At 72.0% G+C, this 14,101-nt stretch carries 11 protein-coding genes; 6 read left to right on the forward strand and 5 right to left on the reverse strand.

The window, feature by feature from the left end:
* Positions 1–32: 32 nt before the first annotated feature.
* Complete coding sequence (locus tag ACGFJ7_RS20410; RefSeq protein ID WP_392643103.1) at positions 33–1,877, reverse strand: copper resistance protein CopC; 1,845 nt, start codon at positions 1,875–1,877, stop codon at positions 33–35.
* A gap of 144 nt (positions 1,878–2,021) precedes the next feature.
* Between ACGFJ7_RS20410 and ACGFJ7_RS20415 the strand changes: the two genes are divergently transcribed.
* The 3 genes from ACGFJ7_RS20415 (at position 2,022) to ACGFJ7_RS20425 (ending at position 4,883) form a co-directional block, all read left to right on the forward strand.
* A complete protein-coding gene (locus ACGFJ7_RS20415; RefSeq protein ID WP_360251473.1) occupies positions 2,022–3,815 on the forward strand; it encodes an immune inhibitor A domain-containing protein in 1,794 nt (597 codons plus the stop codon).
* Positions 3,816–3,836: 21 nt separating this feature from the next.
* Positions 3,837–4,058, forward strand: a complete 222-nt coding sequence (locus tag ACGFJ7_RS20420; RefSeq protein WP_392643105.1) for a hypothetical protein — start codon at positions 3,837–3,839, stop codon at positions 4,056–4,058.
* 132 nt (positions 4,059–4,190) lie between these two features.
* Positions 4,191–4,883: a Clp protease N-terminal domain-containing protein gene (locus ACGFJ7_RS20425; protein ID WP_392643107.1), complete on the forward strand. Its 693-nt coding sequence runs from the start codon at positions 4,191–4,193 to the stop codon at positions 4,881–4,883.
* Positions 4,884–4,902: 19 nt separating this feature from the next.
* Here the strand turns inward: ACGFJ7_RS20425 and ACGFJ7_RS20430 are convergent, their stop codons facing one another.
* Positions 4,903–6,012, reverse strand: coding sequence for a hypothetical protein (locus ACGFJ7_RS20430; protein WP_392643108.1), 1,110 nt, complete (start codon positions 6,010–6,012; stop codon positions 4,903–4,905).
* Between the two features lie 109 nt (positions 6,013–6,121).
* On the opposite strand from ACGFJ7_RS20430, the gene ACGFJ7_RS20435 reads away from it, so the two are divergent.
* A complete protein-coding gene (locus ACGFJ7_RS20435) occupies positions 6,122–7,699 on the forward strand; it encodes a serine/threonine-protein kinase (RefSeq protein WP_392643110.1) in 1,578 nt (525 codons plus the stop codon).
* On the opposite strand, the gene ACGFJ7_RS20440 is transcribed toward ACGFJ7_RS20435, so the two are convergent.
* On the reverse strand, positions 7,671–9,413 hold the full coding sequence (locus ACGFJ7_RS20440) for a sensor histidine kinase (protein ID WP_392643112.1): 1,743 nt from the start codon (positions 9,411–9,413) through the stop codon (positions 7,671–7,673). The genes ACGFJ7_RS20435 and ACGFJ7_RS20440 overlap by 29 nt on opposite strands.
* Positions 9,410–10,087: a response regulator transcription factor gene (locus ACGFJ7_RS20445; protein WP_360251491.1), complete on the reverse strand. Its 678-nt coding sequence runs from the start codon at positions 10,085–10,087 to the stop codon at positions 9,410–9,412. Before ACGFJ7_RS20445 ends, ACGFJ7_RS20440 begins: the two co-directional genes overlap by 4 nt.
* A 140-nt stretch (positions 10,088–10,227) precedes the next feature.
* On the opposite strand from ACGFJ7_RS20445, the gene asnB reads away from it, so the two are divergent.
* Both asnB and ACGFJ7_RS20455 read left to right on the forward strand, forming a co-directional pair.
* Positions 10,228–12,138 (forward strand): asparagine synthase (glutamine-hydrolyzing), encoded by a 1,911-nt coding sequence (gene asnB / locus ACGFJ7_RS20450; protein ID WP_360251494.1) that lies wholly within the window; start codon positions 10,228–10,230, stop codon positions 12,136–12,138.
* 18 nt (positions 12,139–12,156) lie between these two features.
* Complete coding sequence (locus ACGFJ7_RS20455; RefSeq protein ID WP_392643113.1) at positions 12,157–12,900, forward strand: universal stress protein; 744 nt, start codon at positions 12,157–12,159, stop codon at positions 12,898–12,900.
* Here ACGFJ7_RS20455 and manD read toward each other — a convergent pair.
* Positions 12,883–14,091 carry a D-mannonate dehydratase ManD gene (manD, locus tag ACGFJ7_RS20460; RefSeq protein ID WP_360251500.1) on the reverse strand — a complete coding sequence of 403 codons (1,209 nt, stop codon included), beginning with the start codon at positions 14,089–14,091 and terminating at the stop codon, positions 12,883–12,885. The genes ACGFJ7_RS20455 and manD overlap by 18 nt on opposite strands.
* Positions 14,092–14,101: the final 10 nt, after the last annotated feature.

The raw sequence follows: 14,101 nt of genomic DNA on the forward strand, positions 1-14,101 counted from the left end.
CTCACCCCGCTGGGGAGTCGAGAGACCGCCGCTCAGTCGAGGTCGAGGGTGAACTCGGCCCGCTGCACCTTGCCGTCGACCTGGAACTCGAGGAAGGCGCGGTAGCGGGCGGCGGCCGGAATGGAGACGGCCACCTTGACCGCGCCGTCCGCGAGGTCGGCGTCCGGGTGGACATGGACGTAGCCCAGGTCGCCCTCGCGGAGGATGACCAGGTGGCCGTACGAGCCCAGGTAGCGCTCCAGGCTCACCGGGGCGCCGGCCCGGGTGACGCGGAACAGGACCGGGACGGTGGCGCCGGGGCGCGGCGCGCCCTCCATGGTGACGGTGAAGGGGCCGGCCTGGGCGGTGGTGGCGGTGGGCGGCAGGTCGGTCTGGGGGCCGTCGCCGGGCACGTGGTGGTCGGCGCCGAGGACGAGCGGGATCTTCGCGCCGGCCGAGCTCTCGACGGTGAAGTCGGCGAAGACGCGGTAGGCGCCGGGTTTGGCCAGCGCCAGCGGCACCGACCACAGGCCGTCGGGTGACATGGTGGGGTGCAGGTGCTGGAAGTCGGCCAGATCGCGGCCGACGACCACCAGGTGCAGCGGCTTGTCGTGGACCACGGCGTAGCGGGTGGCCGGCTTCTTGTCGGCGCCGAGAATCCGGAACGTGTACGCGGTGCTGGTCTTGGGCGCCTGCGAGCGATGAACCGGCTGAAGGGTGTAGCCACCCGAGCTGATCGCGGTTCCGGACGCCTCCAGAGTGGCCGCCCCACCGCTGTGCTGGTGCCCGGTGGCCGCCGCGGCCGCCGCCGGAGCCGGCGGCGAGGGCGGGGCCTTCGGCGCGGCGGTCGACCGCCCCAGCGCATAGCCGCCGATCAGCGCCACCACGACCGCGCCGACCGCGAGCGGGCCCACCGGAACCGACCGCCGGCCGTCGCCGCCACCCGGCTCGCGCGCGCCGTCGTTCGCCGCGCCCTTCAGCGAGTCCCGACCCTCGCCGGAAGCTCCGCCCCACGGCTGGCTCCCGCCCTTCGGCTGACCCCCGTCCTTCGGCTGACCCCCGCCCTTCGGCTGACCCCCGCCCTTCGGCTGGCTCCCGCCTGTAGTCGCGCCCTTGGGCCGAGTCGCGCTGGAAGCGCGGCCCTTCGGCCAGTCCCGGGACGGCGCCCGGCCTTTCGGCTGGTTCCGGCTCGCCGACCGGCCGCGGCTCAGAGCGGGGGCTCGGCGCCAGAGCAGGAAGCCGGCCCCGGCGGCCACCGCCGCCGCGACGGTCAGCCAGATGACGAGCCCGTTGCCGCCCTCGCCGGCGGGAGGCGCCGCGATCGGAGCGGCCGCGGAGGCGGGAGCGGCCGCGGATGCCGAGGCCGGTACCTCGCCCTGGTCGCCGGACTGACCGAGCGCGGCATCGGGCGCGCCGGTCGGTGGCGACCACCCGACCGGCGCGGCGGTGGCCGGGCCCGTGTACTTGAACGTCACGGAACCCCGTACGGGATCGCCGTCCGACGCCTTCGACTGATATTCCACCCGGTATTCGCCGGTGGCCGGCAGGTGGGCCACGCGCACCCGCGCCGGGTAGCCCGTCGTGTACTGCCGGGGCTCGAACTTGCCGTCGACCATGAAGTACTCGGTCACCGGCTTGTCGAGCGGCCTCGGCGCCGCGTGCTCCCAGCCGTTGTCGACCCGCCCACCGCCCGGCGCGGTGACGGCGAAGTACGCGTTGTCCGGCACCTTCTCGGTGAAGAACAGCTCCACGCTGCCCAGCGGAGCACTGACCGTCGCCCCCTGGGCGGGCACGGACATGCCGAGTGTCCCGTGGGCCGCGGCCGGCGACGGCGGCAGTCCGAACACGACAACGGCGACGGCGGCGAGCGCGAGAAGACCCCGGCGGAGCGGCTTCATCCTCCCATCCTCGGAGCTCGGAAGCTTTAGTCAAGACATCGAGAACTTTTTACTTCTCTGAAAAAAGTTACGTCCCATTGCTACATAGAAATATCTAAGATTCTATGGCTGCACGGACGTAGCTTTCTTGAAGGAGTGACCCTCTTGAGGAAGACATTCAGCGTCGCGCTGGCCGGCGCGGTGGTGGCGACCCTCATCGCCACGCCGGCCGCGGCGGCGCCCGCCGCGGGACCGGAACGGGCCGACCGGGAGCCCACCGCGTCGCTCGGCGAGGACAACCTGCCGCACCCGCTGGCCGAGCAGCGGGAGGCGGAGCGCACCGAGGCCGTACGCAAACTCATCGCCGGCCAGGTGACCACCGAGAAGAAGAACGGCTCCGAGGTCGTGAAGCTCGGCCGGGGCAGGTACGTCGAGTACCGCAAGAAGGAGACGAAGACCGACCCGGTCCTCACCTTCCTGACCGAGTTCGGCGACGCCACCGCCCCGGCCACCGGCGGCACGGCCGGCCCGGTGCACAACCAGATCCCGCAGCCGAACCGAGCCGTCGACAACACGACGATCTGGCAGGCCGACTTCAACTCGGCGCACTACAAGCAGCTGCTGTTCGCCAAGAACAAGGAGTCGATGGCGAACTTCTACTACAAGCAGTCGGGCGGCCGGTACACGGTCGGCGGCGACGTCTCCGACTGGGTGAAGCTGCCCTACAACGAGGCCCGCTACGGCAGCAACGAGATCGCCGAGGACGACGGCTACTGGAACTACATCAAGGACAGCGCGACCGCCTGGTACGACAGCCAGATCGCGGCCGGCAAGACCCCGGCCGAGGTCGCCGCGTACCTGAAGACCTTCGACGTCTGGGACCGTGACGACTACGACGACGACGGCGACTTCAACGAGCCCGACGGCTACGTCGACCACTTCCAGGCCATCCACGCCGGTGAGGGCGAGGAGGCCGGCGGCGGCGCGCAGGGCACCGACGCGATCTGGTCGCACCGCTGGTACGCCTTCTCCGACCTGGAGGGCACCGCCGGCCCGGCGAACAACCTGGCCGGTGGCGTGCAGATCGGCGACACCGGCATCTGGATCGGTGACTACACGACCGAGCCGGAGAACGGCGGCCTCGGCGTCTTCGCCCACGAGTACGGCCACGACCTGGGCCTGCCCGACCTCTACGACACCGCGGGCGGCGACAACGGCACCGGTTTCTGGACGCTGATGTCGGCCGGTTCGTGGCTCGGCCGCGGCGCGCCGACGATCGGCTCGACGCCCGGCTACATGGGCGCCTGGGAGAAGATCTTCCTCGGCTGGTCCAACTTCGTGACGGTCAAGCCCGGCAAGAGCCAGTACATCACCCTGGGTACGGCGGCCAACGGCGAGAGCAAGCTGCCGCAGGCCGTGGTGGTCCCGCTGGCTGACGGTTCGTACTACGCGGCCGAGTACCGCACGTACACCGGCTACGACGAGACCCTGAAGCTCGGGCCGTACAACTGGGGCTGGGCCGACACGAAGCCCGACTGGGCCGAGCGTTTCCCGTACCAGGACGGCCTTCTGGTCTGGTACGTGAACCCGGCCGCCGGCGACAACAACACCAGCCGCCACCCGGGTGTGGGCCTCAGCCTGCCGGTCGACGCCCGGCCCGCGCCGGTCGTCTTCCCGGACGGGGTGCTGCTGGGCAACCGCCGCCAGCCGTTCGACGCGACCTTCGGCCTGCAGAAGACCGACCCGGTCACGTTCCACCGCAACGGCGCCGCGGTCTCGGTGCCCCGCCAGAAGGCCATCCCGGTCTTCGACGACTCCGACCCGCTGAGGTACTACGACAGCGCCAACCCGCAAGGTTCGGTGAAGGTCGCCGGCGCCGGCGTCAAGCTCGAGGTGAAGACCCAGATCACCGGGCCGCTGCCGCTGATGACCCTGAAAGTGACCCCACCGAAGAAGTAGAACTTCGATAGATTCCCGGGCATGGCCGATTCGCCGCCGTTGCTGAGCATGCCGTCGTCCATGCCCGGGACCACCCTGAACGACGCGACCCGGCAACTGTGCGGTGCGCCCTATCTGGACACCGGCTTCGCCAACGACGTCATCCGCGAGGTCGTCGAGCCGAAACGCAAGGCGGTGCCGCCGTCGTACGGCTTCGATCTGGATCCGTCGTACGGCATTGACTCCGCGCCCGCCGCCTGCTGATGATCCGCTACGCGATCGTCACCGCGCTGCTGGTGGCCGGCTTGTGCGCCAACGCCGTCGCGACAGTCGCAGTGGCCGCTCTAGCGTCAACCAGCGGTTGACGGCACGCCTGCGTCAACCTATGGTTGACGCATGACCGATTCCGTACGCCTCGACGACCTGATCGAGACCATCAAGAACAACAACGCGACCGCCCTCGAGCGGCTCTCCGACGCGGTCCTGGCCGCCGACCGCCTGGGCGACATCGCCGACCACCTGATCGGCCACTTCGTCGACCAGGCCCGCCGCTCCGGCGCCTCGTGGACCGAGATCGGCCAGAGCATGGGCGTCACCAAGCAGGCCGCCCAGAAGCGCTTCGTGGCCAAGCCCGACAGCTCCGACCTCGACGCCAGCCAGGGCTTCAGCCGCTTCACCGACCGCGCCCGCAAGGTGGTGGTCACCGCCCAGGAGGAGGCCCGCAACCGCGGCAACGCCCAGATCAGCGTGGCCCACCTGCTGCTGGGCCTGGTGGCCGACCCGTCCGCCCTGGGCGCCCGGGCGATCGTCGCCCAGGGCGTCACGCTGGACACGGTGCGCGAGGTCGCCACCAAGACCCTCCCCGCGGCGGCCGAGTCGGTGCCCGCCTTGATCCCGTTCGACGCGCACGCCAAAAAGGCCCTGGAGCTGACGTTCCGCGAGGCCCTGCGCCTGAACCACACGCACGTGGGCACCGAGCACATCCTGCTGGCCCTGCTCGAACTGGAGGACGGCACCGGCGTCCTGGCCGGCCTGGGCGTCACCAAGCCCACCGCCGAGACCGCCGTCATCGCCGCCCGGGAGGCGTAGGGCCGGCTCCGGCGGGCGTTCAGATTCCCTGGCGGGTACGGGTGGGCAGGCCCAACTGGCCGGCGACCGGGTTCCAGACGGCCAGGAAGGCGACCTTCGAGGTGCCGGCCTGGTCGGACTCGGCCAGGCCCCGGGAGTAGGCGGACTTGCGGCCGGTCGTGTCGGCGCAGCCGTTGTCGGCGGCGGCCTCGGCCCACTCCACGAAGGCGGCGTCGGCGTCCAGGGAATGCTGGAGGGCGGTGATCAAAGTGGAGCGGATGGACTCGCCGTCGCTCACCGCGGACAGGTCGGCCGAGCGGACCTCGGCGATCTGTGCCCGGCGCTCGTCGCCCACCTCGCGCATGTCGGACAGGGCGCCGTTCAGGCCGGTGCAGCGGCCCACCCGGTCGATGGCGACGTTCAGCTTGTCGCGGCTGGCCTTGCTGCGCACCAGCACGTCGTCGACGACCCGGGCCTGCGGCAGGGCACCGGCGCCGGCGTCGGTCGGCCGCGTGGTGGCCGGATCCGTCGTTGCCGTCGCGCCGTCGGCTGTGCCGGGCCCGGTGGGCTGGCCGCCGCCGGTGGGCTGGCCGCCGCCCGCGGGCTGGGTGGCCGGGGCGGGGCCGGCGACGGGGTCGTCCTGGCCGTTGCGGTAGACGACGAGGCCGGCGACCAGCGCCAGCAGCACGAGGACCGAGATGCCCGCGACCACGGGAAGCCAGTTGCGCGGCGGCCGCCCGTACATGGGCGGGGTGGAGGGCGGCGCGGGATATCCGGCGGCGGGATAACCGGGCGCGGGAAGGCCGGCGGCGGGATAACCGGGCGCGGGAAGGCCGGCGGCGGGATAACCGGGCGCGGGAAGGCCGGCGGCGGGATAACCGGGCGCGGGATGGCCGGCGGCGGGATGGCCGGGTGCGGGATGAGCGGAACCGGGTCCGCCGTAGCCGGGCGGCGGGACGTGACCGGGTGGCGACTGCGGCGCGAGCGGGTAGCCGGGGTGGGGGGTGTAACCGAGGGGCGGGGACGACGGCGGGGCCGCGGGGGCGTAGCCCGGCGGCGGCCACGACGGGACCGCGGCCAGCGCGGTGTTGCACCGGGCGCAGGCCGCGGCGCTGGGGTCGTTGTCGAGCCCGCAGGTCGGACACACCATGCGCGCCACCCTATCGATGGAAGGTCACCTCGTGTGTGCCCGTGGGAGCGACACGTGAGGACCGGCGGGGGCGCGAGAGCTGTCGACAGCTGGCGGTAATGTTCGATCCGTGAACCGGCCGCTGCGTCCCGACGACCCGGCCCGGCTGGGCCGCTATGAGCTGGACGGCCGTCTCGGCGAGGGCGGTATGGGCACCGTCTTCCACGGGCGTACCCCGGCCGGGCGGCCCGTCGCCGTCAAGGTGGTCCGCCGCGAGTTCGCCGCCGATCCGGAGTTCCTGCGCCGGTTCCGCAGCGAGGTCAACCGGGCCCGGCAGGTGCCGCCGTTCTCCACGGCCGAGGTGCTCGACGCCGACCCCGACCACGACCCGCCGTACCTGGTGGTGGAGTTCGTCGACGGGCCGAGCCTGGACGCCGTGGTCCGGGAGAAGGGTCCGCTGGGCGGGGCCGCGCTGCACAGCGTGGCGGTCGGCATCGCCACCGCGCTCTCCGGCATCCACGGGGCCGGGGTCATCCATCGCGACCTCAAGCCGGCGAACGTGCTGCTCGCCATGGGCGGGGTCAAGGTGATCGACTTCGGGATCGCCCGGCCGACCGAGGTGACCAGCCGGCACACCGGGACCGGGACCATGGTGGGCACCGTCGCCTACATGGCGCCGGAGCGGTTCGACTCCGACGAGGCCGGCTTCCCGGCCGACATCTTCGCCTGGGGTGCGGTGGTCGCCTTCGCCGCCACGGGCCATACCCCGTTCGGCGGCGACTCCCCCACCGCGACCGCCATGCGCATCATGACCCAGCCGCCGAACCTGACCGGCCTCGACGGCCCGCTGCGGGCCATTGTCGAGCGCGCCCTGGCCAAGGACCCGGCCGCCCGCCCGACGGCCCGCGACCTGCTCGACGCGTTGCTGGGCAACCCGATCCCCGCCCAGCTCGCGGCCCCTGCCCCGGCGGCCCCCGCCCAGCCGGCGGCCCCCGCCCAGCCGGCGGCCCCCGCCCAGCCGGCGGCCCCCGCCCAGTCGGCGGCCCCCGCCCCACCGGAGCCGGTTCCGCCGGACTATCTGCCTCAGCCCGGCCGCGGGCGGGCGTGGGCGATCGCGGCCGCCGTCGTGGCCATCGCGGTGGTGGCCGGCGGCGCCGGTTTCGTGCTGCGCAACCGCCACAGCGACGCCGCCGTCTCGCCCCCGGCGTCGGCGCCGGCCTCGGCCGCCCCCGCCCCGGCGCCCGCCGCGACCGGTCTTCCGGGCATCCTGGCCGGCAGGCGCCGCACCCTCCTGCACCTGGCCAACGTCGACAAAGACCTGTATCTGCCGCAGAACGCCCCGGCCAAGGCCGGCGGCGGCACCACCCCGGAGTCGGTGTTCGTCCTGGTTCCGCACGGCGAGCGGTATCAGATCGCCTCGGCCGTGCCGGCCCTCTCCGGCGAGCGCCGTTGTCTCGGCATCGAGCCCTCCGAGACCCGGGCCTCGTCGGACCTGGTGCCCACCGACTGCGCCGTCTCCGACAAGACGCTGTTCGGGTTGTCGGAGACGGCCGAACTCGACGACAAGAACCGGCCGACCTACTCCTTCGTCAGCGAGGAGTACGGCATCGTGCAGTGGAGCGAGGACGACGCCCGGCTCTACGTGGAGCTGGCCGGCGACTTCCCGGCGTCTGTCCCGTTCAGTTTCGTCGATCGGGGACCGACGTAGGCAGCCGTACGGTGAAGGTGGTGCCGAGGTGCGGCTGGCTGGTCACCTCGAGGCGCCCGTGGTGGTCGGTGACGATGCGGTGGGCGATGGTCAGGCCCAGGCCGGTGCCGCCGGTGGCGCGCTGCCGCGCCTTGTCCGCGCGCCAGAACCGTTCGAACACGTGCGGCAGGTCGCCGGCCGTGATGCCGACCCCGGTGTCGCGTACGGTCAATTCGGCCTCGCCGTGCGCGGCCTGTACCCGTACCTCCACCTGCCCGCCTTTGTCGGTGTAGCGGATCGCGTTGCTCAGCAGGTTGCCGAGGACCTGCCGCAGCCGGTCCTGGTCGGCCTCCACCCAGACGGCCGGTGACGTCTGGATGGTCAGTGTCACGCCGGCCTCGGCGGCGCGGGCCCGGTGGGCGGTCACGCTGGCCGCCGCCAGCTCCGAGAGGTCGGCCGGGGTCTTCGTGTAGCCGAGGTCGCCCGCCTCGGCCAGCGCCAGCACCTGAAGGTCGTCGAGGATGCGTCCCTGCAGCAGGGTCTCCTCGTGCAGCGAGGCGAACAGTTCCGGGCTCGGCTCGACCACCCTGTCGGACAGCGCCTCCAGGTAGCCGCGCAGGTTCGACAGCGGCGTGCGCATCTCATGGGCGACGTCGGCGATGAGCCGCCGCTGGCGTTCCTCGCTCTCCTCCAGCGCCCCGGCCATCGTGTTGAACGAGGCGGCCAGCCGGGCCAGTTCGCTCTCGCCTTTGACGCGCACCCGCACGTCGAGCATGCCCGCCGCGAGCATCTGGGAGGCGCCGGTCAGGCGGCGTACCGGCCGGCTGACCTGCCGGGCGATGAGGAACGTGCCGAGGATGGCCACGACGACCAGGCCGGCGACGCCGATGATGGCGGGCCGGCCGAAGTCGGCGATGTCGACCGTGCCGCGCGCTCCCAGGTAGAGCTGGAGCGGGATCGCCGCGCTCGTGACGACCGTGTCGGCGTACGCGCCCTCGACGCATTTGCTGCCGAGCGGGTCACCGACGAGCCGCCGGGGCGCGCCGGTGCAGTTCTCGAGATAGTCCCAGTAGCTCTGGAACCAGGCCTTGTCGCCGAGCACCTTGGCCGTGGCGTCGTGCAGGCAGGTGGGTGAGGCGGCCCGCTGCTGGGCGGTCACGTACGGCGCCCGGTCGCTGCCCAGCGCGGCCGGCACGCCGAGGGTCTTGTTCAGGCAGCGCACCAGGACCAGGCCGGCCCGGTACTGGGCGGCCTGCCGCAGGGCGATCGCGGCCGGGCTTCCGTACCGGGAATCGGTCGGGGCCGGCCCGTAGAGGTCGCGCGGGGTCGGGGTGCCGGCCAGATAGGCCGCGGGCGCGGGGAAGGCCGACGGCGCCCGGTCGTACAGGCTGGGCATCGGGTCGATGGCGTAGCCCACGGCCTGCACGGCACCGGCCGCCCGGCCCGCCTCGGTGTCCGAGTCGACCAGCACCTGGCCCTCTTTGGTCTGCAACTGGATGTGCAGGTGTGTGCGGTCGGACAGCTCGGTGACCAGTTTGTTCACGCCGGGCCAGTTGCCGTGCCGCAGCCCGTACCGCTGGACCGTCTGGACGATCTCGGCCCGGTGCCGGCTCTGCGCCTCGAGGGCGTCGGACACCTCACGCTGGGTCAGGTTGAGGGTCAGCCACGCCGTCGCGCCGATGGCGCTGAGCGCCACCAGCATGACCAGCAGGAAGATGCGGACCCGGAAGCTCAATGCTCGGCCATCCGGTAGCCCCGCCCGTACACCGTCTGCACGTATTCCGGCTCGGCCGGGTTCTGCTCGACCTTGCGGCGCAGGTTGACCACGTGGGCGTCGACGGTCCGCTCGGAGACGTCGTGTTCGAAGCCGAACGCCTTGTCGATGATCTGGCCGCGGGTGTAGACCCGGCCCGGTTCCTTGGCCAGCAACTCGAGGATCGCGAACTCCTTGGCCGTCAGCGTGACCGCCTCGCCGCGCATGCGCACCTCGAACCGCCCGGCGTCGATTTCGAGATCGCCCACTTGCAGAAGGCCGCCTTCACCGGCGCCGGCCCGTCGCAGCAACGCCCGCACCCGGGCCGTGAGCTCGCGCGGGCTGACCGGCTTGGCCATGTAGTCGTCGGCGCCGATGTCGAGCCCGAGGAGCATGTCGTTCTCGGAGGAGCGGGCGGTGACCAGCAGGATGGCCACGTCCGACTCGGCCCGCAGGATGCGGCAGACGTCCAGCCCGTCGACCAGCGGCATCATCACGTCGAGTACGAGCAGGTCGGGCTTGCGGGATCGGGCCACGTCCAGGGCCGACCGGCCGTCACCGACAGTGAGCACCTGATGCCCCTCGCGCTCGAGGTAGAGGCGAATGAGCTGGGCATGCTTCGGGTCGTCGTCGGCCACCAGGATACGTGCGGTCACGCGGCGATTCTGACCCAGCGAAGCAACATCGACCAACGAATGTTGGGTTCTTGTGAAGGTCCGTGCCGATTGCGATGAGGCCACAAGTTCTTCACAGGTTGCGACCTACGTTTTCCCGGAACCGATCTGGGGAGGTACGTATGTGTGGGCTCAGCGTCTTCGTGAGCAGCCGCCCGGCCGCCGGAACGCCGGATGAGGCGTCCGCTGCCGCGTTCGCCGGCGCGCTCGAGTCGATGCACCACCGGGGCCCGGACGACACCCAGGTGGAGTTCGCCGACGGCGCCGCGTTCGGCTTCAAGCGGCTGGCCATCATCGACCGGGCCGAGGCCCAGCAGCCGGTGCACTACCGGGACCGGTGGACTGTCGTGTTCAACGGCGAGATCTACAACTACCGCGAGCTGCGCGCCGAGTTGATCCGCGACCACGCCGCCACGTTCGCTACCGAGGGTGACAGCGAGGTGCTGGCGGCCGCGTTCCACTTCTGGGGCCCGGCGGCTCTCCCGCGGCTGCGCGGGATGTTCGCTTTCGTGGCGTACGACCGGTGGACCGGCACCCTGCACGCCGCGCGCGACCCGTTCGGCATCAAGCCGCTCTACATCCTCGAGACCGTCGACGGGCTGTTCCTGGCCAGTGAGCGCAAGGCCCTGCTGTCGTTCAGCGGCAGTTCCCGCTCGGGCTTCGACACCGACGCCCTCGCCCACTACCTGACCTTCCAGTACGTTCCGGACCCGCTGACCCTGCACCGCCAGGTCAAGCGGCTGCCCCCGGGCCACCGGATGACCTGGACGGCCGGCGGCGGCATCCGCGTGGAGCGCTACTTCCGCCCGTCGCTGCGCCCGCTGGCCATGACGGCCGAGGACGCTCAGCGCGGCATCCGCGACGCCCTGCGCGACAGCGTGCACAAGCACCTGCACGCCGAGGTGCCGGTCGGCGCGTTCCTGTCCAGCGGCGTCGACTCGTCGGCCATCGTCGCGCTGGCCCGCGAGGTCAAGCCCGACCTGCACGTGTTCACCGCCGGGTTCGGCACCGACGGCTACTCCGAGATCGAGATCGCCCAGGACACCGCGAACCAGCTCGGCGTGAAGCTGACCCCGACCCTGGTCACCGAGGACGACGTGATCCGGGAGCTGCCGCGCATCGTCTACCTGCTGGACGACCCGGTGGCCGATCCGTCGCTGATCCCGCTCTACTTCCTGGCCCAGACCGCGTCGCGGTACGTCACCGTGGTGCTCTCCGGCGAGGGGTCGGACGAGTTGTTCGGCGGCTACACCATCTACCGCGAGCCGTCGTCGCTGGCGAACGTCGAGCGGCTGCCGGCCGGCCTCAAGCGCGGGCTGCGCGGCCTGTCGCACGCGATGCCCGAGGGAATGCGCGGCCGCAGCTTCATCGAGCGCGGCACCACGCCGATCGAGGAGCGCTACTACGGCAACGCCCGGATCTTCTCGGCCGCCGAGAAGGCGGAGCTCATGCGCTTCACCGCCGAACCTCACACGGCGATCACGTCGCGGCTGTACGCCGAGACGGCCGACGTCGACGACGTCGCCTCCATGCAGTACGTCGACCTGCACACCTGGCTGCCGGGCGACATCCTCACCAAGGCCGACCGCATGTCGATGGCCCACTCGCTGGAGCTGCGCGTGCCCTTCCTCGACCAGGCGGTGTACGCGGCCGCGGCCGGCCTGCCGACCGATCTGAAACTGCCCCCGCACAGCCGGGCCACCAAGTACGCGTTCCGTGAGGCGATGCGCGGCATCGTCCCCGAGTCGGTCCGTGACCGCCGCAAGCTGGGCTTCCCCACCCCGACCCGGCTCTGGCTCAAGGGCGCGATCGGCGACTGGGTGGACGGCCTGCTGGCCGGCTCCGGCGCCCGGCACCTGCTCGACCTCGACTACGCCCGGCGGCTGCTGGCCGAGCACCGGGCCGGGCACGCCGACAACTCCCGCAAGGTCTGGACCGTGGCGATCTTCTGCCTCTGGTACGCGATCTTCGTCGACGGCACGATCCGCCCGTCGACCACGGCCCTGTCTCCGGCCCTCGCGGCGCCGGTTTGACCGGTATGGTGGAAAAGCGTGACCATCGTCGTCGGCTACGACCACTCCCACGACGCGCGCGCCGCGGTCGCGTGGGCGCTCGACGCCGGCTCGCCGGTCACTCTTCTCTACGCCCACGAGGTGCCCAGCTGGATCCCGTCGAACGTCGGCGAGGTCCTGCCCGGCGGCGAGTGGGAGCAGACCGTCCTCACCGCGCTCGACGAGGTGGTCGCGGACGCCCGGCGCACGCATCCGCACGTGCCGATCGAGGTCCGTGCGGTGCACTCGCCGCCGGTACAGGCGCTCCTCGACGCCTCGGCGTCCGCGTCCATGGTCGTTTTCGGTAGCCGTGGCCACAGCGCCGTGGCCAATCTGCTCGGGACGGTGAGTACGACGGTCAGCGCCCACGCCTGTTGCCCCGTCGTCGTGGTCCGCGGTCAGGCCACCGCCGGCGCGCCCGTCGTGGCCGGGGTCGACGGCTCGGCCGCCGAGGAGCCGGTACTGCGCTTCGCGGCCGAGCAGGCCGCCGCCCGGGGCGCGCCGCTGCACGTCCTCACCGGCCCCCGCTCGGAGGTCTCCCCCACCTTCGGCGGCACGGTCGAGCCCGTCACCGGGCACGCCGCCGACGCCCTGACCGCCGCCAGCCGGCGGGCCCAGCTCGTCGTGGTCGGCTGCCGGGGCCGCGGCCCCTTCCTCGGCCTGCTCCTGGGGTCGGTCAGCCAGCACCTGCTGCGGCACAGCGCCTGCACGGTCGCCGTCGTCCACTCACCAGTCGTGGACTGATCCGTCCAGGTTGCGGGCGACCGGCAGGTAGCGGGGCTGGTACGGGAACCTCGCGGCCACCTCGTCGTCGTACTCGATGCCGAGGCCCGGCTCCTCCGACGGGTGCAGGTGGCCGTCCGTGACCTGGGGGGTGCCGCGGAACACCTCGTACGTCTCCAGCGTGTGGCCCATATGTTCCTGAATGCCGAAGTTGGGCTGGGCGATGTCGACGGCCACGGCCGCCGCGACCGTCACCGGTGAGAGATCGCTCGCGCCGTGCGACCCCGTGCGGACCTGATAGAGCGCGGCCAGGTCGAAGATGCGCCGCAGATGCGTGATGCCGCCGGCGTGCACGACGGTCGTGCGCACGTAGTCGATGAGCTGCTCGGTGATGAGCTGCTTGACGTCCCAGATCGAGTTCAGCACCTCGCCGGTCGCGATCGGCGTCGTCGTGTGCTGCCTGATCAGCCGGAACGCCTCCTGGTTCTCGGCCGGCGTCGGGTCCTCCATCCAGAACAGCCGCAGCTCCTCGACGCTCCGGCCGAACCGGGCGGCCTCGATCGGCGTGAGCCGGTGGTGCACGTCGTGCAGCAGGTGCAGCCCGAAGCCGAACTTCTCGCGCACCTTGGCCAGATAGCTCGGCGCGACGTCGAGATAGGCCTCGGTGCTCCACAGCTGTTCCTCGGGCAGAGCCGTCGCGGCCGGCTCATAGAAGGCGCCCTTCCGAATGCCGTAAGTGCCACTGACGCCGGGGACGGCCGCCTGCGCGCGGATCGCTTTAAACCCTTTGTCCCGGTACGCGGCGACGTCATCGACGAGCGCCGCCACATCCACCCCACTCGCGTGGCAGTACACCAGCACCCCGTCGCGGGACCGCCCGCCGAGCAGTTGGTAGACCGGCAGCCCGGCCACCTTGCCCTTGACGTCCCAGAGCGCGACGTCGACCGCCGCGATCGCCGTCATGGTCACCGGCCCGCGCCGCCAGTAGGCGCCCTTGTAGAGGTACTGCCAGGTGTCCTCGATCCGGGCCGGGTCGCGGCCCACCAGCAGGGGCGCGACGTGGTCGCGCAGGTACGAGGCGACGGCCAGCTCGCGCCCGTTGAGGGTCGCGTCGCCGAGGCCGGTCACGCCGTCGGAGGTGGTGATGCGCAGCGTCACGAAGTTGCGGCCCGGCGACGTGACAAGGACCTCGACCCGATCGATAGTTGCCATTTTTCTCCCC

The organism is Actinoplanes sp. NPDC048988, from assembly GCF_043197815.1.
GTDB lineage: Bacteria > Actinomycetota > Actinomycetes > Mycobacteriales > Micromonosporaceae > Actinoplanes.

Bases quoted from the DNA above. Each gene is read 5' to 3' on its own strand.
- ACGFJ7_RS20410 (WP_392643103.1), bottom strand. From the start codon at position 1,877: ATGAAGCCGCTCCGCCGGGGTCTTCTCGCGCTCGCCGCCGTCGCCGTT.
- asnB (WP_360251494.1), top strand. From the start codon at position 10,228: ATGTGTGGGCTCAGCGTCTTCGTGAGCAGCCGCCCGGCCGCCGGAACG.
- manD (WP_360251500.1), bottom strand. From the start codon at position 14,091: ATGGCAACTATCGATCGGGTCGAGGTCCTTGTCACGTCGCCGGGCCGC.
- ACGFJ7_RS20430 (WP_392643108.1), bottom strand. From the start codon at position 6,012: ATGGTGTGTCCGACCTGCGGGCTCGACAACGACCCCAGCGCCGCGGCC.
- ACGFJ7_RS20420 (WP_392643105.1), top strand. From the start codon at position 3,837: ATGGCCGATTCGCCGCCGTTGCTGAGCATGCCGTCGTCCATGCCCGGG.
- ACGFJ7_RS20425 (WP_392643107.1), top strand. From the start codon at position 4,191: ATGACCGATTCCGTACGCCTCGACGACCTGATCGAGACCATCAAGAAC.